Source organism: Pantoea sp. CTOTU46764, assembly GCF_031974595.1.
GTDB lineage: Bacteria > Pseudomonadota > Gammaproteobacteria > Enterobacterales > Enterobacteriaceae > Pantoea > Pantoea trifolii.
Genome location: NZ_DALYOQ010000012.1, coordinates 1 through 22,388, shown reverse-complemented (window position 1 = coordinate 22,388; position 22,388 = coordinate 1). Strand labels below are relative to the sequence as shown.

Here is a 22,388-nt window from a genome sequence, read left to right as displayed (position 1 = left end):
ATGAAACCACCAAGAACTACCTGAGCATTGATGGTCTGGCGGATTTCGCACGTTGCACGCAGGAGTTACTGTTCGGCAAAGAGAGCGCACTGATTTCAGCTGGTCGCGCCTGCACTGCACAAACGCCAGGCGGCACCGGCGCCCTGCGCGTTGCGGCAGATTTTCTGGCAAACCAGACCAGCGTGAAGCGTGTTTGGGTGAGCAACCCAAGCTGGCCGAACCATAACAATGTGTTCAACGCCGCTGGCCTCGAAGTGTGTGATTACGATTACTACGATGCAGCGAGCCACAGCCTGGATTTCGACGCTATGTTGGCATCACTGCAGGAAGCCAAAGCGGGCGATGTAGTGTTATTCCACGGCTGCTGCCACAACCCAACCGGCGTTGATCCTTCTGCAGAGCAATGGCAACAGCTGGCGCAGCTGTCGCAAGAGAAAGGCTGGTTGCCGCTGTTTGATTTCGCCTATCAGGGCTTTGCTCGCGGTCTGGATGAAGATGCAGAAGGGCTGCGTATTTTCGCCGCTTCACATCAGGAACTGATCGTTGCCAGCTCTTACTCGAAAAACTTCGGTTTGTATAACGAGCGTGTCGGTGCATTGACGCTGGTTGCTGCCAGCAGCGACGTGGCGAAAACCGCGTTTAGCCAGGTGAAATACACTATTCGCGCCAACTACTCAAACCCGCCGTCACACGGCGCGGCAGTAGTCGCCACCATCCTCAGCAATGACGCGCTGCGTACCATCTGGATTCAGGAACTGACCGATATGCGTCAGCGCATCCAGCGCATGCGTCAGCTATTTGTGAACACGTTGGCAGAGAAAGGCGCTAATCAGGACTTTAGCTTCATCATTAAGCAAAACGGCATGTTTTCGTTCAGCGGCCTGACCAAAGATCAGGTGGTGCGTCTGCGTGAAGAGTTTGGTGTGTATGCTGTGAACTCTGGTCGCGTTAACGTGGCAGGCATGACGCCTGACAACATGTCGGCGCTGTGTGAAGCGATTGTCGCGGTGTTATAAATCAGGCGGCGAATAACGACAAATGGGCCTAAATGGCCCATTTTTTTATTCTTGCAGGAACGGATTGCTGAGGCGTTCGCGGCCTAGCGTTGAGATAGGCCCGTGACCCGGCACAAAAGTCACATCATCGCCCAGCGGCAGCAGCTTGGTTTTAATCGCATCGATTAGGTCGCTATGGCTGCCCTGTGGGAAATCGGTACGTCCCACGCCACCGTTGAAAATCACATCCCCTGAGATCAGCAGACGTCCTGCACGATCAAAGAACACGATGTGTCCCGGCGTATGGCCCGGACAAAGCAGTACTTCCAGCTCGACATTTCCAACCTGAACAGTTTCACCCTCTTCCAGCCAGCGATCGGGCTTCAGCGGCGCGCATTCGGGTAATCCAAACATACGGCTCTGTGTAGGCAGATTATCTAACCAGAAAGCATCGAGCGGATGCGGACCGACAATGGGCACCTGATAATGTGCCGCAAGTTCGGCAGCGGCACCGACGTGATCGAGATGTCCATGTGTGAGAAGGATTTGCGACGGCGCTAAACCACGTTCTGCCAGCACGGCTTTGATGGTTTCCGCATCGCCGCCGGGATCGACCAATGCGGCTTGTTGGGTTTCGTCATCCCAAATAACTGAACAGTTCTGGGAAAAAGCCGTAACCGGAATAATTTGGTAATTCATAGCACTCCATGACCGGCACACGCAGCGCTGCCGGCATCAGGACCAGTGCCTTGCAGGCCCGGTATCTATGTGTACGAAGTTGCTGCGCGGGTAATATCCTACACCACCGGCGCGCATAGATAACGCCGCTTTGCGAACATTGCTCAACGAAATTCCCTCAATGTGGAAATCCATCGCTTGTCCTTTGGTGTGATAGCTTTTTTTCGCCACGCCCGGACCCGATTCACGCAACATGGTGTTAGTGGCTAAGGTGCGGTAACCCGAGATCAACTGCACCGGCTTGCGCGTATCGAGCAACGTTTGCAGGCGGTAAAGCTGATCAAAAAGATGGGGATCGATGTTCTTCACCTGATTGGCGCGGTAATCACGGAAAAAGTGATTTAAGCGGGCTAACTCATCCTTGTCATAACGCTTACCGTTAAAAAACTCCGTTTTAAGGGTTTCACCGGTGTGAAGGTTACTAAGTGTCAATACTCGAGGGCGGGCGGTGGAAAGCGAAGCCAGAGCGGAGCCAGGAAGCAGTGATAATCCTGCAGCTGCGCCTCCAATCAAGAGTAATCGACGACGTTGAGAATCAATATTAGCCATGAAGCGAGGTTACCTAGTCTAAAGCGGATAAAATATGTGCGAAAAATACACAAGGCCGAACATTAACGTCCGCCTAAGACTCAGTCAACCCAGAATATGTTGCAGAAGACCAAAACCAGCTCAAAATCAAATTTTCGAGACTGGTCTTGGTTAAATTCATGTGAAGAGAAAACAGCCAAATCAAGTACTAGAGTAACAATTGACCGGCTTTATACAGCACCTGACTGCCGGAACGCGCAGGGTTATCATAATTGTAAATATCTGTACGATATTGCGGGAGTCCATCATCTGCAACCCAGGCGGTGAGGTAGTAAAGGTTCACTGGGATGCGATGGCGAATTGGCACATAACGGGTATTCCCCTCTTTCAACGTGTCCGAAATACGGCCGTCATTCCAGCCCACATCCTGCAGGAGCAGATCGGCCAGTTCCGAGGCTTTATTGACGCGCACACAACCTGAACTGAGCGCACGAATATCGCGCTGGAACAGAGTATGGTTTGGCGTATCGTGCAGATAGATCGCATCCGAACTCGGCATATTGAATTTGTAGCGACCCAGTGAGTTAGTCGCGCCTGGCGCCTGACGAATGCGATACGGGAAGCTCGCCGCCGACACCATATGCCAGTCAATCATTGAAGGATCGATCACTTCCGCATCCGCACTCCAGCCCGAGAGCAGCGTATAACCGTGCTTATACAGATAGCTCGGATCCTGCTTCACCTTAGGCACAATATCCTGGCGCACCAGCGTGGTTGGCACATTCCACGGTGGATTCAGCACCACATTATTCAGCGCGCTACGCATCAGCGGCGTTTTGCGGTCGGGACGACCCACAATCACGCGTGACGACAATATGGTGGCGCCATTGTTGTAGTAGGTCAGCGAATAGTTGGGAATGTTTACCATGATGCCGTTGTGCATATCATCCGGCAGCAGACGCAGACGCTGAATATTAAGCGCCAGCAGCGAGGCGCGCATCTGCGGCGGCACATTCAGCCATTCACGGGTGCGCGGACCAATCGCGCCGTCATCGGCCAAGCCTTGCCAGTGCTGGAAGCGTTTGACGCCCTCCACCAGCGCAGCGTCATAGACGTTGGGACCGGTTGCCGTTGGGTTGGTAGCCACATTATTGGCCACTTCAGGCGTAGCAGCGAGTGCCGGAGCCGCATCAATATCATCAAAGTTTGCCGCAGATGGGCTCACCGCCACCGGCTGATTGCTCTGACTCACCGGAACCGGCGCTGTTGGTACCGCATCTTCCGCTGGCGTTGGCGTAGTGCTGTGGCTGGTGGTCAACATGCCGGTGCGTTGCAGAATCTCACGCAGTGCCGGCACATCATTGCTGATTTGTCCTGGGCGCAGCGTAGCGGTATCACGCAGCTGTGGCCACGGATGATGATCGTTTAGCAGCGTTTTCAAGGCATTGTGCATCGGTGCATATTGCGGATGCTGCGGCTGCAGTGACACCACGAAAGTACGGCTGCCACCGCCATTCACCGCATTCTGCCACTGATTGATGGCCGCCAGCGATGGCATGGTCAGCTTGTACGGCACGTTGCTGTAAAGCCAGGTTTCGCCTTGTGTCGGGACATTGGCAACAAATTGCAGATAGCCGAGCATCGCATCACTGAGCACGATATCGCGCGCCAGACCTTTAATGTTCGGATTGGTTAGCCGCTCCACCCAACGGGTGAACTGCGGCTGCACGCCCGAGAGCGCCACTTCCGCCAATTGCTGCTGGAAAGCCTGCACCGCTTGCGGGTCCTGCCACAGCGGTGCCATGTCGCGCGACGCATAAATACCGGCCAAGCCTGGTAGATAGAAGGGTTGTTCAGTGGCACTAAACGCCTGCTGAATCTGTTGCTGACTGGCAGAAACCGACATCGAGCTGTGATGCGTCGAGTTGGGTAGCGTGGAGGTGATGGCCGCATGGCTGACAGCCAGCGGCGATAATACCATTGACAAACCGAGTGCTACTGCAGCACGACTCATTTTGCGCTTGTTGTTTAGCAACATCCCTGCCCCCTTCTCACCAATGACATAGCGCCCTGTGATCGCCATGTACAGCCATACTCTTAATGTTGAGTATACGAATAAAAAACGGCATCTGCCTCTAAGTGCAGATGCCGCATACAGATTAAACGTAGTGCTGTTTTTTAACCAGATTAAGCGTTATGAATTCTCATATTCAAGACCGACCGTAGGACTTTGATCTTTGCTCGGTGCGGGATCCGCCGAGAAGCCGCGCAGACCGACCACATGTACGTGTTCGGTGTTATTGAACATCTTGCGCACCAGTTTGTAAGTGGTGCCTTTTTCCGGGCTGATGTTCTCTGGTGCCGCGATAATCAGCTGCATCTCCAGACGTTCGCACAGCTCAAACAGCGTGGCGATTGAACGCGCATCCAGACGTGCCGCTTCATCGAGGAATAGCAGACGACACGGCGAGATGTCTTTGCCGCGCAGACGACGGGATTCCTCTTCCCAGCTCTGCACTACCATCACCAGAATCGACATCCCGGTACCGATCGCTTCACCGGTCGAAAGCGCGCCACTTTCTGCACGCAGCCAGCCGTCGGAGCCACGGTTCACTTCCACTTCCATCTCAAGATAGTTGCGGTAATCGAGCAGCTCTTCACCGATGGTTTGCGGCGTGCGCTGGCCCATATCAATCTGCGGATTCAGGCGTTGATAGAGTTTCGCCAGCGCTTCCGAGAAGGTTAAGCGGTTGCTGGTAAACAGATCCTGATGCTGTTCATGCTCTTCCGACAGTGTATCCAGCAGCGTTGAGTGCGCTTCACGCACGTTCACGTTGAGGCGCACGCTGCGCACCTGACCAAAGCTCACCGCCTGCAAGCCCTGGTTCAGCTGACGAATACGGTTCTGCTCGCGCTGAATGGTTTTGCGAATGATGTTCGCCGCGCTGCGTGAGCTGATTGCCAGCGTCTGTTCACGCGCCGTCAGCTCTTCGGTCAGACGATTCAGCTCGATTTCCATCTGCTCAATGGCTTCAACGGGATCGTCGGTACGAATGATGTCCTGACGAATACGTTCGCGCAGATGCTGGTAAACCGCGATAAAGAACTGAATCTTGCGTTCCGGACGTTTCGGATCTTCCGACATGCGCAGCACATCGCGCAGATGCTCGTTATCCGCTACCGCCAGACGCAGCGCACCCAGCGCCTTATCCGACATCGAACGCAGCTCATCGCCGCTGAGATAGGCCAATTCACGACGATGCAGACGACGCTCAACGCCGTTCTCTTTAACCAGACGCAACACCGTGCACCAGCCGGCTTTCGCGCTGACCACCTGCTCACGAATCTGATGATAATCGCGTTCCAGCTTGCGCAGTTTCTTCTGCAGGCTGTCCATTTCGGCTTCACAGAAGGTGATCTGTTTTTCCAGCTGGTTGCGACGCGCACGGTTGTGGCTCAACGCGCTGTACAGCTCATCACGACGAATGCGCGCGCGCTCTTCTGCGCTGGCATCGGCATGCACGCCGATATCCTGCATCTCTTGCTGCAACTCTTTCAGCATGTCGCGTTTGGCATCGTAAGAACTTTTCAGCGATGCCAGCACCTGCGAATACTGCGTCAGCTGCGCCTGATGTCCACGCAGACGTTCACGTGCGCGGCTGCGCTCGCCTTCCGCCTGTTCCAGACGCTGACGCAGCTGTTCATTGAGATCGCTGTTGCCGCCCAGCATGCCCGCCGAACTCTCGTAGCTGAAGTGTGCACGACGCTGCACCACTTCGGTCAGGGCAAAGGCCTGCTGACGCGCATCGCGCTGCTGCTGCTGTGCCTGCTGATAGTCACGCTGCAGCTGATCGTGCTGCTGCGGATCGCTTTGCAGTACAGAAATCAGCGGCTCCAGCTTGCTGAGTTTGCTGCCGTGCTGATGCAGGAAGCGCGCGGCTTCCTGCGCTTCTTCCACGCGCTCGCGGATCTCATCACAGCGATCGCCGAGCGTGTCGTCGAGCAGCAGATTCACGCGCGGCAGCAGGCGGTTCAGCTGGCTAACGCCCTCTTTTGCCTGTTCAAACTGCGCACGCTGCTGCTGATTGTCATTTTCATGCTGCGCCAGCGCCCGCTCCAGCTCACCACGGCGGTTGTTAAGCTGACGAATCTGCGCTTCTGGATCTTCATCAAACGCCACCGCTAAATGGCTGCCGATGAAGCGGCTGAAGGATTGATGCAGACGCTGGGTTTTCTGCACATCAAACGACAGCGTGGCATAACGCTCAGCCAGCTGTTCACGTTCGTTATTCAGCAACTCAAGCTGGTTTTCACGCGCCGCGCGTCCAAACAACGGCACTTTCGGGAAGCGAGAGTAGCGCCACTGACGTTCAGCCACTTTCACCACCACTGCTTTTTCCAGCTCTTCGACGCTAAATACGCTGTCGTCAAAGGCTTGCGGATCGCCTTCAATCAGATAGAGATCTTCCGGGCACTCGTCTAAACCGTCGAGCAGGTCGCGCACCAGCGACAGATCGGGCACCACGATGGCATGGCGCGATGGGCCGTATAACGCCGAGAAGTACGGCGCGTCATCCAGCGTAACGTCATCATAAATTTCCGACAGCAGCACGCCGCCAAAACGTTCCGCCAGCTGCGTCAGGCGCGCATCTTCCGCGCCGCCTGGTTGGCTCAGACGCTCAATCTGCTGTTCAACTTCACGCTTACGCGCGGCCAGCTCGTCGCGTTCAACCGTGGTTTCACGCTCGCGCTCCAGCAGTTGCTGCATAAATTCAGTGATCTGCTGGCTGCTGGTCAGCGCCTGACCGGTTTGCTCGCTCAGCTGCGTCAGAATTTCCTGCGCCGCCAGCCAGTGTGGCGCACGCGCGGTCAGCGCGGTGATGCGTTCACGCAGCTGCTCCAGCTCCTGACGCATCAACATGCGGCGTTCACCTGCATCGGCAACGCTGCTATTCAGCTGCTCAATCTGCGCTTCGAGTTCACGCTGCAAGCCGTCCAGCGCATCCGCATCGTATTGCTGGCCCTGACGTTTGCAGAAATCTGCCAGCAGACGCTCGGCATCATGCTGCTCACGCAGACGGGTTTCTAATTCATTGAGGCGCAGACGCAGCGAGGAGAGTTGTTCAGCATGATGGCGTTGATTGCCGGCGTCACGCAGTAATTCGCGCCCCACTTGCCACGCGTCCTGACGACCCACGTCACCGGCAATGCTGGTCACTAACGCTAACGCTTGCTCAAATTGGCTGTGCGCCGCTTCGGCGACGCTCAGCTTCTGTTCGAGACGCAGCAGGCGTTCGGTGGCTTCTTCTTCACGCGCCTGGAAGGTTTCCTGCCATTCAGCGGCGTTATCGATAGATAAATCGGGCAGCTGACACTGCGTGCGTGCTTTCTCCAGCGCCTGCAAGGCTTGCTGATATTGAATGGCACGCGTTTGCTGCACGTCGAGCGCCTGCTGGAAGTCAGCAAGCTGGCTTTTCAGCTCATCCACTTCCACTTCAGCCGCTTCGGCGCGCGCTTCATTCTCTTCCTGTACTTCACGCGCTTCAGCTACAACTTCATTCTGCTCTTCAAGGCGATAGGTCAGCTCTTCCAGATCGGCATCATAACGCTCGATTTTTTCCTGCTGGCGCATGGCGGTTTGCACCAGATTCAGGTGATCGCTGGCGCCCTGATAATCGCTTTCCAGATCGCTTTCGGCACCGTTGTGCTCCGACAATTCACGCGCCATTTCAATGTGGCGATACTGCTCGGAAATCAGCTGATTGCGGCTGGTAAACAGCTCATTACGCAGCTGCAGCGCGCCGTCGAGATGAATGCGGCGCTCGTTGGCGTGGCGCATGTAGTCGGCAGAAACGTAGCTGGTGGCTTCCGAGATCAGATGCTTAAACAGGTCGCGATCCGATTGAGTAACGCGAATCGCTTCCAGCGTCATGCGGTTTTCCCGCAGCGCGGCTTCCATATCCTGGAAGGCTTTACGCACGCCGCCGTTTTCTGGCAGCAGGTAATCGCGCAGCGAGCGGGTAATGGCGCTAGAAATACCGCCGTAAAGAGATGCCTCAATCAGACGATAGAACTTGCTGCGATCGCTGGCGTTACGCAAACGACGTGGCACCACGCCGAGCTCGAACAGTACCGCGTGATAATCGGTGACCGAGTTGTACTGTTTGAACTGCACGCCTTCCTGCGCTTCCACGCGCTCCTTTACTTCCGTCAGCGGCAACACGCGCGCCTGACGGTTATTAAGGATTTCGGTCAGCATATCGGTAGCCTGCGAATCGCTCGGCAAGCCGTGAATACTGAATGGCTTGATATCGACTTTTTTATCGCGTCCCGCCACCTGCTGCAGACGTACGCCAACAATCACGCGTTGATGGCGTGAGTTAACCACATCCAGCACCGAATAGCAGACACCGGCGCGCAGCTTGCCGTGCAGGCCTTTATCGCGCGAACCGGAAGTTGCACCCGCTTCGGTGGTGTTACGGAAGTGCAGCAGCGTTAAGTCAGGGATCATCGCCGTAACGAAAGCAGCCATGGTGGTGGATTTACCCGCACCGTTACCGCCCGAGAGGGTGGTGACCAGTTCATCAAGATCAAAAGTACGGGCAAAGAAGCCGTTCCAGTTGATCAGCGTTAGCGAACGAAATTTACCGCGTTCAATCATGCTTGTTCATCCTCCGCGTTATCATTCGCGTCGCTTTCAGCGTCAAAATCGTTATCTGCTTCATCGTTTTCTGCCGCAGCTGGCGCGCTTTCCAGCGTCATCGCTTCACCGTCACGAATCAGGCGCAGCTGTGCTTCACGCGCATCGTCACCGCTGCGCACGTCGGCGCCAAAGCGGAACACCGATTCGGTGATGCGGAATTTGCTGCTGTCGTTGCCCATAAACCACACCATGCCAAGACGGCGCAGGCGGCTCAGCGACGCACGCATTTTTTCCTGCAGCTTGGCGCGGTCAAGATCGGAACCGGTGGAACGCTGATTTACCAGCTTGAGCAGTTTGCTCTCATCGGCCAGCGACAGCAGTTCGTCATACAGCTCTTGTTGGGTAAAAATCCCCTCATTCGCCAGACGTTCCGGGCTGAGGTAGAGATAGCAAAGAATTTTGCCCACCATCATATCCAGCTCGGACAGCACCGAGCGCGGGATCAAGGTGGTTGAACGCGGACGCAAATAGAAGAAGCCTTCCGGCGCGCGGATCAGCTCAACGTTGTAACGCGCGTAAAACTCTTCGAGATACTCCTGGTAATCCATCAGGAAGGCGTGATTATCCAGCTCTTCAATGCCAATGTGGCGACCCGCGCGTAACTGGCTATCGAGCGCCGGGAAAATCGGGTTTGCCAGAGCCAATGCCAGTTTAACTGGCATCACTTGTTCAATATTTGTCGATGACATGTGCCTGCACCTTGGCTCCGTAATCATTAATGGCCTGCCATTGCGCAGGCAGACCGGCTAAATCAGCTTCGGCCACGCCGAGTCGCACCGCTTGATCGATGACGATACGCGCCAGATCAAAGTGGCGCGCGCGCGGATACTGCGACAGATAGTCACGCATCACCGTGGCAAGATGGAGCGGCTTCTGCTCCTGCTTATAAATTTGCAGCGCCTCTTCGATCATCGCGGCCAGCTGCTCACGAATCTCATTAAACTCTTCGTATTCCATTTCCGGCGGCAGCTCGCCCATCACCTCGTCATTACGCAGCGTCATCTCTTCATCGCGCATATCGTAAAGACGATCGGCATTGGCGTAGGTCAGCGCCCACGGCTGATCGAAATAGTTTTGCACCGACAGGCGTAAACGCTGCGCAAACACGCGGTTCTTATCCATGTCGATGGCGGTACGAATAAACTTGTGTACGTGGCGGTCGTAGCCGATCCACAGATCGATAGCCTGCTGGCCCCAGCTGATGATGCGATCGAGCTTGTTTTGCAGGTCAAACACCAGCTTATCGACAAAGCCCAGATCCGGGCTGCTTAGCGTCGCATCCTGAATGCGCAGTAAATTGGCCTGCAGCTTATCGCCCGCCGCTTCCAGCGTATCCTGCAGTTCACGTAGCGTACCGGAGGTTTCCGACAGCAACATTTCACAGCTGGAGATCGCCGCGCGCCAGTCTTTGTTGAGCAGATCGGCAATATCGGTTTTCACCGCTTGCTGCTGTTCATCCATCAGGCGCTGCGTCATGTCGATGCTATCGAAGATTTCCGCCACCGAATATTTCAGCGGTGCAAATACGTTGCGATGCCAGTGGAATTCGTCACCGTCTTCTTCAGCGGCGTCTGCGGCACGTTTTAACTCTTGTGCCACAATCGACAGCTGCATCGACAGGCGCAGCGTGGAGAACTCGCGCTGACGGATGTAATAGTCGGTAATGCCGATGGCGAGCGGTGTAAGACGATAGATGGCGTGGCCTTCCGTCAGCTCGCTGGTAAAGCGATTAAGCAAGCGCTGACGCACCATGTCATTGATGGCGTTATTGGCACGGACCTGGACGGTTTCGTGGGTTTGTTCGAATGCTTTGCTAACGTGGCGAAACGCGTCAATCAGCTCGCCTTCACTCATCTCGCCGTCCATGCGTTCACCGTTTAAGGTGGCGATGGCCAGCAAAAAGGCCAGACGTTCTACCGGCAGCGCAAGCGAAAAATCGTTCTTGCGCGCCCATGCCACCAATTCGGGGACCGTCTGGGAAAATTCGCTCATAGTTGATCCTTCTGGCTGGGTTTGCGCGCGGTCACGTGGATATAGCGCCCTAAACTTAAAAAGGGCTCCTGGCGACAGAAACGCCGTTCCATCTCAATGATTTCCTCAACGCTCTTCCCTGCGCCGGGTTGCGGCTTCATGTAATCACAGAAGACGCGAATGCCCGCACGCCGTTCAATTTCAAATCCACAGTTTGTCAGCCAGCGCGTCACATCGTCGGGATCGCGCGGGAAATCGGGCGACAGCGTGCGCTTTTTACGTTTGCTCATATTGGCGCGCATATAGCCGAAATTGCCGAGCGTCAGGGTGCGGAAGGTTAAGCCGTGCGCGTTGTAAAACATCAACGACAGCACGCCGCCGGGCTTGAGTGTGTGCCACAGCGCTTGGAGCACCTCTTCCGGATGCGCGACCCATTCCAACACCGCGTGAAACAATACCAGATCAACCTGCGTATCCAAATGTTCGCCCACCTGCTGGGCGCTAATTTGTTTGAATTGCATGTTGTGGCTCACACCTGCGGCGAGCGCATGGGCTTCTGCCAGTTTCAGCATTTCAGCAGAGAGATCGCACAGCACCACCTGATGACCGCGCGCCGCCAGCCCGCTTGAGATTTGTCCCACGCCACCGCCGGCATCCAGCACCTGTAAAGGTCCCGCAGGCAGTGTCGGTAACAGGGCTTCCAGCTCGTCCCAGACAATCGCCTGGCGCACTTGCCCTTTACGCGTGCCATAAATGTTCTGTGAGAATTTGTCCGCCAGATCGTCAAAGTTACGATCCTGCATGATGATGGCTCCGCTTTGCTGCATTCAACTTGTGCTATTTTGTCACAGGCTCAACAAGAATGAACCTTTCATGCCGCAGTAACCGTCTGGCAGCTGTTTTTTTGGACAAAAGAGGCCATATTCGATGTTTTTCGCATTCAAAAAAGTCATTGGCGGGATGTTGCTCCCCTTGCCGCTGCTGTTATTGCTGATGGCTGCAGGACTTTTGCTGCTCTGGTTCAGCCGCTGGCAAAAAAGCGGCAAAATCCTTATCTCTTGCAGTTGGCTGCTACTGCTGGTTTTGAGCCTGCAGCCGGTTGCCGATCGCTTGCTGTTACCGCTGGAAAATCATTATCCCACCTGGAACGGTAACGAGCCGGTCGATTATATCGTGGTGCTCGGCGGCGGCTATACCTTCAATCCGAATTGGGCACCGAGTTCGAATTTAATCAGTAACAGTTTGCCGCGCGTGGCCGAAGGCGTGCGTCAGTGGCGGCGCTATCCGCAGGCGAAAATGATCTTTACGGGCGCAGCGGCAGGCGAAAACCCACGCAGCAGCGCCAGCGTGGCGGCTGAAGTGGCGGAGAGTCTGGGTGTGCCATCAGAAGCGATTATTCAGTTGGATCAACCGCGGGATACGATTGGTGAAGCACGCGCAGTGAAAAAGACGATTGGCGAACATCCGTTTTTACTGGTGACCTCCGCTAACCATCTGCCACGTGCGATGCAATTCTTCCAAAGTGCCGGCATGAATCCGCTGGCTGCACCGGCGAACCAGCTGGCGGTGACATCGCCGCTCAACGGTTGGGAACGTGCGATTCCGTCACCGCTGTGGCTCGGTCACAGTGAGCGCGCAATCTATGAAACGCTGGGTCAGATCTGGCAGAAGCTGCGCGGTGACGATCTCACCTCAAGCCAGCCAGGGGAGTAATTGCGCGCGGGCGTGATCGAAACGCGGACGGTCAAACTGTCCGCTGCTGACCAGCGTGTCGACGCAATCCCACAACTGATACAACCAGCGTCGCCAGAGGAAACCTTCCGCCACGGGCGCTCGCTGCAGATAGTGTTGCAGCAGTGACGCTTCTGCGCCGCTATCCGCCAGGCGCATCAGATCGTATTCGCGCGGTGCCCAGAGAATGTTGCCCGGCTGCATCATCGCAATCAGCTGATCGCTGTGCGCATCTTTCAGCATGCTGGCTAAGCGCAAATTGCCGTGCATCAACACGCAGGGATCGTCAAATCCGTTGAAAAGACGCGCTAATAACTGACGGCTGCGAAATAGAATCTGACGATCTTCCAGCGTGAAAAACGGCGGCGACAGATAACCCAGCGTTGACCACAGCACATCAACCCGCTGGCGATACCATGCGGGCCAGCTATTTTCCTGTACGCTGTCCACGCTGCCGACTAAGCCATGACTGTCGATGCGATGCCACGCCAATACGCCTTCGACGATCTGCTCGCACAGCTGTTCCCAGCGTGCTGCGCTGCGTGCCGGAGCTTCCGCCGAGACGCCGTTAAAGCGCGCCATCAGCAACATTTCATGTACCGGCTTTTGCTGGCTGAGCACCAGGCCAAACACAGCAGGCACGGCGACCAAGCCATCATGGCCTAGCATGGTCAGCTTTTTGGCTTCCAGCGCCGCACGTCCCTGATGACGAAAATACTTCGCCACCAGCGGCATTGGTTTACCGGCGTTATCGTAAAGCGCATATAGCCGCGTGTGCGTCTGCTCGCTAATGGTTTCGAGACGGCTAATGCTTTCACCGAGCACCAACGCGAGTTCTGAACGGAGCTGTTCCATGCAATATCCTCCGAAGTCAAAGGGCTGGAATATGCTGGAGGTGATGGCGGCGCAAAGCTTAGCGCCAGATCAAACTTTAAGGCCAGCGAGAGCCGCTGGCCGGTCGGAGATTAACCCTGCATAGCGAGACGAACCCGCTCAAGGTCTTCCGGCGTATCCACCCCAACACTTGGGATAGCTTTTGCCACCGCGACGTGAATCTTTTCACCGTACCACAGCACGCGCAGCTGTTCGAGCAGCTCAATGTGCTCCAGCGGGCAAGGTTCCCACGCAATATAGCGACGGATAAACCCGGCGCGATAAGCGTAGATACCAATGTGGCGCAGCAGCGTATCGCCAATCTGCTCGCGGGATTGAGCATAACGCTCGCGATCCCAGGGAATAGTGGCGCGTGAGAAGTAGAGCGCATAACCTTTGGCGTCCATCACCACTTTCACCGCGTTCGGGTTAAAGGCTTCTTCTGCATCGGTGATCGGCACCGCCAGCGTCGCCATTCCGGCTTCGGATTGCGCCAGATTACCTGCTACCTGACGTACAATTTCCGCCGGGATCATCGGCTCATCGCCCTGCACGTTAACGATGATGGTGTCGTCGGCAAACTGATACTTATCGACAACTTCTGCCAAACGCTCGGTGCCGGACTGATGATCGACTCGCGTCATGCACACTTCACCGCCGGCTGCGGTTACCGCCGCCGCCACATCCGGATGATCGGTGGCGACAATCACACGATCGGCACCCGATTCACGCGCGCGTTCCATGACGTGCAGCACCATCGGTTTACCCTGAATATCCACCAGCGGTTTGCCGGGCAGACGCGTTGAAGCGTAACGCGCAGGAATAATGGCAACAAAACTCATGGATGGATCTCTTCAACAGACAGCGTACGCGCTTCCACTTCCAGCAACACTGGAATACCGTCACGTACCGGATAAGCCAGGCCATCTGGTTTACAGATCAGCTCTTGCTGCTCTTTGTTGAAATAGAGTTTTCCGTTGCATACCGGGCAGGCAACGATTTCGAGTAAACGGTGATCCATAATCTTCTCCATTCAGGACCGATTCAGACGGTTAGCATATCATAATAGCGTGCGCAGGAATGGCGCACTCAAGCCAGACAAGTGGCGGTGTTATTCAACCATTGACCAGCGATTTGACCAGGCCGCCAACAGTTCTGCCGGCGCATTTTCGATAATCACTTCGTTGGCAGCTTGCCACGCAGCAAAGCGATTAATGGCTTTTTGTACATCATTAAGGAAAGCGTTACTGACGCGTGTGCCCTCTTCCAGCCAGAATGCACGAATTACCAATTGTTTTGCCTGACGCTCCATTTTGGCGTCGATGCGCGCTTTCAATACGCCGCGATGCAGCACTGGCAAGACAAAATAACCATATTTGCGCTTCTCCGCTGGCGTGTAGCACTCAATGCGGTAATCAAAACTAAACAGCTCCAGCGCGCGACGACGATCCCAAACCACCGGATCAAAGGGTGACAACAGCGTGGTATGCGTGGCCGAGAGTGGCTTTTCCAGCAGCGGCAATAACGCGTGGTGCAGCCACATTTCACCCAGTTGCTCGACCTCAACGCGAACTATCTCTCCGCGTGCGGCGGCATCCGCGAGCCACGACTTGAGTGGTGCACGTTTGAGGCGATAGTAGTCTGCTAGCCAACTGTCACGAAAAATGCCGAGGCTGCGCGCGCTGTGACTCAACATCTGTATCACTGCTTCATCTTCACTCAGTGCATGCTGTTCATCAATCCAGTCCGGCATTACGCGGCTGTGCAGATCGTAAACCCGCTGGAAGTTACGCCGCTCAACCACCATCAACTGACCGGCACTGAACAAATTCTCCAGATGACGCTTATGCGGCTTCCACGCCCACCAACCTGGTTTGGTCTGTTTATCATTGCTGAAATCGGCAGCACGTACCGGACCATTGGCGGAGATATGTTGCAGAAGATCAGTGATTTCTTGTTGGTGTTCCTCAACCCACTGTTGGTTGTACTTCCAGCCAAGTCGCTGCGGTTCCAGCATGCGATGACGCAGCAGTGGGTAATCTTCGACAGGAATAAAACAGGCTTCATGCGCCCAATACTCAAATAACGCGCCAGATACCAGCGCCTGTTCCAGCCAATTGGACTGGTATGCGCCAAGGCGACTAAACAGCACCAGATAAGGACTGCGAGCCACCACATTGATGGTATCGATTTGCAGCAAAGACATTTGACGCACAGTGGCGTGAATATCGGTAAAGCGCGCCCGACGGCCCAAAGGACGTAACAGTCCCTGAGCAGCCAGATGAAGGTGACGAGCAGTTTGTAACGAGAGGGAAGCGGCGAGGTTCATGACTCAATTCCCTTTTCGGTGGTTAGCGCGAACGGGCGTCGCGCGCGTTGGTGCAGAGATGAGTGATATCGTCTAACAAGGTTGCCACCGCCGTGCCTTGCAGATGCGCATCTACCGGCAGATACCACCAGTTTGGGCGAGCAAAGCCACGGCATTTCACCGCATCTTTTTCCGTCATCAGTAAGCACTGTTGTGCCTGAGTCAGACGTTGCAATTCGTCTTCGCTGTAAGCATGGTGATCGGCGAAGGCAATTTCTGCCACTGGCTGAATACCTTGCTGTTTGAGCGTGTTAAAGAAGCGCGGCGGATGACCAATACCGGCCATGGCGACGATTTCCGGCAGCTGTTCTAACGCTACGGTTGCGCCGCTGATCAGGTTTACCGCCAGACCGGGCTGCAATGTCATCGCAATTTCGTCCGCCTGCGCATCACCGCCATTAACGATCACCGCATTCACCGTCTGAAGTCGCGAGGCACGTTCACGCATTGGCCCAGCCGGTAACCACCAGCCATTGCCAAAACGACGCATCCCATCCACCACCACGATTTCACGATCGCGCTGCAGCGCGTAGTGCTGCAGGCCATCATCGGTAATGATCACATCCAGATCGTGCGCAGCGAGTAGGCCTTCTACCGCCAGACGCCGCTGCGGCGCAACCGCGACCGGCACCTGCGTGCGCTGAGCGATTAAAACAGGTTCATCGCCAGCCTGCGCCGTGGGCGTTTCAGCGGTAACCAGTAGCGGATAACGTTCAGCTTTACCGCCATAACCCCGCGACACCACACCAGCGCGTAAGCCGCGTTGTTGCAGCGCCTGCACCAACCAGATCACTACGGGCGTTTTACCATTCCCGCCTGCGGTGAGATTCCCCACCACAATCACCGGGCAAGGTGCGCGCCAGCTTTTTCGCCACCCGCGCTGGAAGCTGAGGCGAATCAGCCAGGTGATCGCCCCATAAAGCAAACTCAGCGGCCATAGCAATAGCCATAACGGCGAGCGCCCGCTCCAGATGCGTTCAATCATTGACCGAACTGCAGCTTGTGAAGCTGCGCATAAGCGCCCTTCTGTTCCAGCAGCACGCTGTGAGTACCGCGTTCGACAATGCGACCATCTTCAACCACGACGATCTCATCAGCTTTTTCAATGGTCGACAGACGGTGCGCAATCACCAGTGAAGTACGGTTTTTCTGCAGCTCATCAAGTGCGGCCTGAATCGCACGCTCAGATTCGGTATCCAGCGCTGATGTGGCTTCATCGAGAATCAAGATTGGGCAGTCACGCAGTAACGCGCGCGCAATCGCAATTCGCTGACGCTGACCACCGGAAAGCAGCACGCCATTCTCACCAATCACGGTATCGAGGCCATTATCCATCTTCTGGATAAAGTCCATCGCATGCGCCATGGTCGCAGCCTGCTCGATTTGTTCACGCGTGTACTGGCCATTGCGGGCATACGCAATGTTGTTGGCGATGGTGTCGTTGAAAAGGTGCACGTTTTGGGAAACCAGCGCGACCTGGTTACGTAGCGAGCGCAGAGTGTATTCACGTAAGTCGTGACCATCCAGCAATATTTCACCGCTGTCGATGTCGTAGAAGCGCGTCAACAAACTGGCCATGGTGGACTTACCCGAGCCGGAACGACCGACCAGTGCAACCGTTTTACCGGCTGGCAGCGACAGGTTAATATCGCGCAGCGCAGGGATTTCACGGCCTGGATAGGTAAAGGTCACGTTACGGAATTCAACATCACCTTTGGCGCGATCCATCTCACGCTTGCCGTTATCCACTTCCTGCTCACTGTCGAGAATCGAGAACAGCGTCTGACATGCCGCCATACCGCGCTGGAACTGCGCATTGACGTTGGTCAGTGACTTCAGCGGACGCATCAGGGCGATCATTGAAGAGAAGACCACAGTGATGGTACCGGCTGTGAGCGTATCCATCACGCTTGGGAAGCTCGCGGCATAAAGCACGAATGCCAGTGCCAGTGAGGCAATTAACTGAATCACCGGATCAGAAATGGAGGACGCTGACACCAGTTTCATGCCCTGTTGACGCATCTTGTTGCTAACCTGAGAAAAGCGCTTCGCTTCGACGTCCTGGCCACCAAAGATCAGCACTTCTTTATGCCCTTTTAGCATCTGTTCGGCGCTGGTTGTCACCTGTCCCATAGTGTTCTGCATGTTCTTACTGATGCTGCGGAAGCGCTTTGAAACGGTACGAATGGCAAAAGAGACGATCGGCGCCAGCACAATGAGAATCAGAGACAGCTGCCAGCTGTAATAGAACATCATGATGAACAGGCCAATGATCGAGGCCCCTTCACGCACCACGGTAACCAGTGCGCTTGAAGAAGAAGAGGCAACCTGCTCAGAATCGTAGGTGATGCGTGATAGCAGCGTTCCCGTTGACTGTTGATCGAAGAAGGTAACCGGCATGCCCATCATATGGCCGAACAGACGGCGACGCATGTTCATGACCACGTTGCCGGAAACCCATGAGATGCAGTAACTGGAGACATAGCTGGTTACGCCGCGCACCAGCATCAGGCCGATTACCACCAGCGGCATCCACAGCATTACGGATCTGTCAGCTTTACCGAAGCCATCATCCAGTAAAGGTTTCAACAGAGAGAGCATCAGGGTATCGCCTGCCGCATTGAGTATCAGCGCCACCGCTGACACATACAGACCAGCCTTATGGGGCGCAATCATCGGCCAGAGTCGACGGAATGTCTGCCACGTTGAGAGATCTTTATCTTGATGCATTATTTATTCACGCTGTTTGAAATAGCCGCTCATTCTACCTGGAATCGCGTTTGACGCCAAACCACTGATGGTACCAGCGAGGCTTTATTTGCTCTCTTAAGCCCTTAATTTGCCAATGACCTTGTCTGATACCCACATGAACCTGCCCCGATTGAGCCGTGTCGTACCACATATAGCCTTGCTGACGATAGCGCTGTACTACGGCTGGTGCCGGCATACGCCAGGCGTTATATCGCGCCACCGAAGCAAATGCTGCTTTTCCAGCAACATTACGTAACAGTAACGCGCCTGACGATGTCCTGCTGCCGTGGTGCGGCACCTGCAAAATCGTCGCGTTGAGTGCATCTTTTTCCAGCGCGACAATTTTTCTCTCGGCTTCGACCTCAATATCACCGGTGAGCAATACGCTAAATTGCCCATCATCGACTCGCACCACACACGAATCGTTATTTTGTCCCTGGGTCTGACTCTCCGGCGGCCACAAGGCGGTAAATTGCAATTTGCCCCAATGCCACTGCTGGCCACGGAAGCATGGCAGATGACCCTTTTCCGCTAAGGCACTACGGATTACTAACGCTGGATTAATTTTGAGCAATGAGTGTAGTCCACCACGGTGATCAAGATGCTTGTGGCTTAAGATCAGAGAATGAAGGCTTCTGCTGTGATATCGCAACCATGGCAGGATGACGCGTGAACCGGCATCATCCTGCTTCCAGCCGGGTCCAACATCATACAGCACCACTTCTTTGCCCTGAGTGATGGCAACGGCCAGTCCGTGCCCCACATCAATCATGTCGATTTGCCAGTCATCACGCTGCGTAGAACTGCGCCAGAGGATAATCGCGAGTACCAGGCTACAACACGGCATCAGGCTGTAATAAATCAGCTTGCTGCGCCAGAGAAGTAATCCCACCCAAAGCAGCACGATCGCGGGTAAGGTATCACTCCATGCCCACCAGCCAGCGGGTAACAACTGCAGCACCAGCAATACTTTGTTTATAGAAAGGTCCGCCAGATACCACAATCCCGCTGAAATCGGCGGCACAGGCAAGAGCATTGCCAGCAATATCAGCGGCACCGTGACAAATGACACAACCGGCACCGCAATAAGATTTGCCAATACAGCACTCAGGCTTATTCCCTGAAACAGGAAGATTTGTAGCGGAGCCATGAGGATCATCATGCCGAGTTGCAGATGCAGCAATTGCAATAGCAGCCATCGACGTTTTGCACGCCAGCGATGCGGCAATGGAAACCATTGATACCAGACAATCAGCATCGCGACCGCCAGTGCTGACAACCAAAAGCTTTCTGACAGAACGGTTAAAGGATCAAGGGCCAATAATGCGCCAATACACAACGTCCAGACTTGCCAGCCACTGAGTTGCCAACCAACGCTACGAATACCTGTCCAAAGCATGAGCGCGATAATCGCGCGCTGAGCTGGTGCATGGCTACCAGAAACCCACGTGTAGATGGCTGCGGTTATAATGCTAATCAGCAGTGGAAACAAATGGCCTATCAAATGAGCGGGGAAAACCACCTGAATTGCACGCGCCAATAGCCATCCAACGCTGGCAGCTAATGCGATGTGCATGCCTGAGATGGCCATTAAGTGGGCGGTGCCAGTTTCCCGCAGTAACTGTCGCTGCTTTTCAGTCATGTTGGCACGTATGCCAAACGCTAAAGCCTGCATAATTGCGGGTTGTTGGATACTCTCAAATTTAGCTAAATGGTAATCAATGAAACGCGTACGCCAGTTGCAGGTTAGCGATTCCGCCTGCTGACTGATGATGCGACCTTGCAGCGGAGTGTGGTTCGACAAAGCAAAACGCTGCAGATCGAACTCCCCTTCATTCAGTCTGCCATGCACGGCACGCAGTCGCAGTTTCATCTGCCAGCGCTGACCGGCACAAAATGGTTGCTCAGTAGAAGCACTATTGAGCGTGACAAATAGAGGTGGAAATTGATAACGCTGGCCGACTCGCAAGATTTGCACGGTTAGCTGCTGCTTTTGTTCACGCACTTCGGTAATTCGTACTGTGGCTTCAATCGATGTGGCAGTCAGATCCTCAATTGCATTGATCATCAGCCGAGCTTCATTCAATGTCCAGGCCAACATTAACAGAGTAATCCCTGATATACGCAGCAATGTGATTGGCATCAACCCGAGTAACACCGCGAATCCAACCATCGTGAGTATTACGCTCGCTGTGGGTATGTGCGGCAACAGGCCTAACGGTAACGCCGAAGCAATCATCAATCTTGCCAGAACAATCCAGTTCATATGCATTTGTGCTCTCCCTCATTGGTGGAAGAGTGTGCAGTGAAGACGGGGGATTTGCTTCAGTCAAAAGAGTGTGTGTCGCGATGGGTTCAGAGACTTTTGCAGAGATTACATTGGTGAGACTTTATTTTGGAGATTAGCTCCCAGTTCATTATGCTTTAAGCAAAAAAAACGACACCCTAAAGTGTCGTTTTTATCGTTCGGTAACGGCTTAGCCGTAGATGTTCGCACGGTCACGCAATTCTTTGCCCGGCTTAAAGTGGGGAACGTATTTACCTTCCAGATCCACTTTGTCACCCGTTTTCGGGTTACGACCCGTACGCGGTGCACGGTAATGCAAAGAAAAGCTGCCGAATCCCCGGATTTCAATGCGCTCGCCCTGAGCCAACGTAGTGGCCATGTGCTCAAGCATCTCTTTGACCGCATCCTCAACGACTTTCGCCGGAATATGAGTATGCTGGCCAGCAAGTCTTTCAATAAGTTCTGACTTGGTCATGTAACCTCCGGTTAATCCTTATTGGGAAAGGTATGACAGCTTTTACCGAAACCGGACGATTTTCATCGTCCGGTGCCTTAGGTTGATTACTCGCCTTTAGCCGCTTTGAACGCTTCAGCCATCGCGCTAGAGAAGTTGCTGCCTTCATCCTGTTTGGTGTTAACAGTGTTGATAGCTTCTTTCTCATCAGCCTGGTCTTTAGCACGAACAGACAGGCTCACAACGCGGTTCTTACGGTCAACGCCGGTGAATTTAGCTTCAACGTCGTCGCCAACACTCAGAACCAGAGTTGCATCTTCGATGCGGTCCAGAGAAGCTTCAGAAGCGCGCAGGTAACCCTCTACGCCGTCAGCTAATTCTACTGTAGCACCTTTAGCGTCAACTGCAGTGACTTTACCAGTCACGATAGCGCCTTTCTTGTTCAGGGTGATGTAGTTGTTGAATGGATCTTCAGCCAACTGCTTCACGCCCAGAGAGATGCGCTCGCGCTCTGCATCAACCTGCAGTACAACGGCAGCGATTTCGTCGCCTTTTTTGTACTCACGAACGGCTTCTTCGCCAGTCGCGTTCCAGGAGATGTCAGACAGGTGAACCAGACCGTCGATGCCACCGTCCAGGCCGATGAAGATACCGAAGTCAGTGATTGACTTGATTTTACCTTCAACGCGATCGCCTTTGTTGTGGGTCTCAGCGAACAGCTGCCATGGGTTAGATTTGCACTGCTTCAGACCCAGGGAGATACGACGACGCTCTTCATCGATGTCCAGAACCATTACTTCAACCACATCGCCTACGTTTACAACTTTAGACGGATGGATGTTTTTGTTGGTCCAGTCCATTTCAGAAACGTGTACCAGACCTTCAACGCCTTCTTCGATTTCTACGAAGCAGCCGTAATCAGTCAGGTTGGTTACACGACCAGTCAGGCGGGTGCCTTCTGGATAGCGCTTAGCGATAGCCACCCAAGG

Annotated in this window: 18 protein-coding genes; 2 read left to right on the top strand and 16 right to left on the bottom strand. The window is 54.6% G+C overall.

The window, feature by feature from the left end; translation table 11 throughout:
- Positions 1–1,016: amino acid aminotransferase (locus RTM06_RS06570; RefSeq protein WP_312180801.1), on the top strand; the 1,016-nt coding region annotated here is incomplete at its 5' end.
- Between the two features lie 45 nt (positions 1,017–1,061).
- Here RTM06_RS06570 and RTM06_RS06565 read toward each other — a convergent pair.
- The 7 genes from RTM06_RS06565 to cmoM all read right to left on the bottom strand — a co-directional run bounded on the left by RTM06_RS06565 (position 1,062) and on the right by cmoM (position 11,738).
- On the bottom strand, positions 1,062–1,694 hold the full coding sequence (locus tag RTM06_RS06565; protein ID WP_312180799.1) for an MBL fold metallo-hydrolase: 633 nt from the start codon (positions 1,692–1,694) through the stop codon (positions 1,062–1,064).
- A gap of 36 nt (positions 1,695–1,730) precedes the next feature.
- Positions 1,731–2,282, bottom strand: a complete 552-nt coding sequence (locus RTM06_RS06560; RefSeq protein ID WP_008102370.1) for a YcbK family protein — start codon at positions 2,280–2,282, stop codon at positions 1,731–1,733.
- 187 nt (positions 2,283–2,469) lie between these two features.
- A complete protein-coding gene (gene ldtD / locus RTM06_RS06555) occupies positions 2,470–4,299 on the bottom strand; it encodes a L,D-transpeptidase (RefSeq protein WP_312180796.1) in 1,830 nt (609 codons plus the stop codon).
- A gap of 156 nt (positions 4,300–4,455) precedes the next feature.
- Positions 4,456–8,922, bottom strand: coding sequence for a chromosome partition protein MukB (mukB, locus tag RTM06_RS06550; RefSeq protein WP_312180794.1), 4,467 nt, complete (start codon positions 8,920–8,922; stop codon positions 4,456–4,458).
- Positions 8,919–9,653, bottom strand: a complete 735-nt coding sequence (mukE, locus tag RTM06_RS06545; protein ID WP_312180792.1) for a chromosome partition protein MukE — start codon at positions 9,651–9,653, stop codon at positions 8,919–8,921. The genes mukB and mukE overlap by 4 nt, the downstream gene beginning before the upstream one ends.
- Positions 9,634–10,956 carry a chromosome partition protein MukF gene (gene mukF / locus RTM06_RS06540; RefSeq protein ID WP_007887410.1) on the bottom strand — a complete coding sequence of 441 codons (1,323 nt, stop codon included), beginning with the start codon at positions 10,954–10,956 and terminating at the stop codon, positions 9,634–9,636. Before mukF ends, mukE begins: the two co-directional genes overlap by 20 nt.
- Complete coding sequence (cmoM, locus tag RTM06_RS06535) at positions 10,953–11,738, bottom strand: tRNA uridine 5-oxyacetic acid(34) methyltransferase CmoM (protein WP_265297156.1); 786 nt, start codon at positions 11,736–11,738, stop codon at positions 10,953–10,955. Before cmoM ends, mukF begins: the two co-directional genes overlap by 4 nt.
- 124 nt (positions 11,739–11,862) lie before the next feature.
- On the opposite strand from cmoM, the gene elyC reads away from it, so the two are divergent.
- A complete protein-coding gene (gene elyC / locus RTM06_RS06530) occupies positions 11,863–12,648 on the top strand; it encodes an envelope biogenesis factor ElyC (RefSeq protein ID WP_312180790.1) in 786 nt (261 codons plus the stop codon).
- Here the strand turns inward: elyC and RTM06_RS06525 are convergent.
- From RTM06_RS06525 to RTM06_RS06485, 9 genes are all read right to left on the bottom strand, one after another.
- Positions 12,628–13,521, bottom strand: coding sequence for a YcbJ family phosphotransferase (locus RTM06_RS06525; protein ID WP_312180788.1), 894 nt, complete (start codon positions 13,519–13,521; stop codon positions 12,628–12,630). The two genes, elyC and RTM06_RS06525, sit on opposite strands and share 21 nt — an antisense overlap.
- A 110-nt stretch (positions 13,522–13,631) precedes the next feature.
- Entirely contained in the window at positions 13,632–14,381 is a 750-nt protein-coding gene (gene kdsB, locus RTM06_RS06520) for a 3-deoxy-manno-octulosonate cytidylyltransferase (protein ID WP_312180787.1), read from the bottom strand.
- Positions 14,378–14,560 carry a Trm112 family protein gene (locus tag RTM06_RS06515; RefSeq protein WP_007887424.1) on the bottom strand — a complete coding sequence of 61 codons (183 nt, stop codon included), beginning with the start codon at positions 14,558–14,560 and terminating at the stop codon, positions 14,378–14,380. Before RTM06_RS06515 ends, kdsB begins: the two co-directional genes overlap by 4 nt.
- A 90-nt stretch (positions 14,561–14,650) precedes the next feature.
- Entirely contained in the window at positions 14,651–15,868 is a 1,218-nt protein-coding gene (locus RTM06_RS06510; RefSeq protein ID WP_265297160.1) for a winged helix-turn-helix domain-containing protein, read from the bottom strand.
- Between the two features lie 22 nt (positions 15,869–15,890).
- Positions 15,891–16,892, bottom strand: a complete 1,002-nt coding sequence (gene lpxK, locus RTM06_RS06505; protein WP_265297162.1) for a tetraacyldisaccharide 4'-kinase — start codon at positions 16,890–16,892, stop codon at positions 15,891–15,893.
- A complete protein-coding gene (gene msbA, locus RTM06_RS06500; protein WP_256696095.1) occupies positions 16,889–18,637 on the bottom strand; it encodes a lipid A ABC transporter ATP-binding protein/permease MsbA in 1,749 nt (582 codons plus the stop codon). Before msbA ends, lpxK begins: the two co-directional genes overlap by 4 nt.
- Before the next feature lie 34 nt (positions 18,638–18,671).
- Positions 18,672–20,930, bottom strand: a complete 2,259-nt coding sequence (locus tag RTM06_RS06495) for a DNA internalization-related competence protein ComEC/Rec2 (RefSeq protein WP_312180781.1) — start codon at positions 20,928–20,930, stop codon at positions 18,672–18,674.
- Between the two features lie 205 nt (positions 20,931–21,135).
- Positions 21,136–21,420 (bottom strand): integration host factor subunit beta, encoded by a 285-nt coding sequence (gene ihfB, locus RTM06_RS06490; protein ID WP_003849360.1) that lies wholly within the window; start codon positions 21,418–21,420, stop codon positions 21,136–21,138.
- An 86-nt stretch (positions 21,421–21,506) separates the two neighbouring features.
- Positions 21,507–22,388: S1 RNA-binding domain-containing protein (locus RTM06_RS06485; RefSeq protein WP_312180779.1), on the bottom strand; the 882-nt coding region annotated here is incomplete at its 5' end.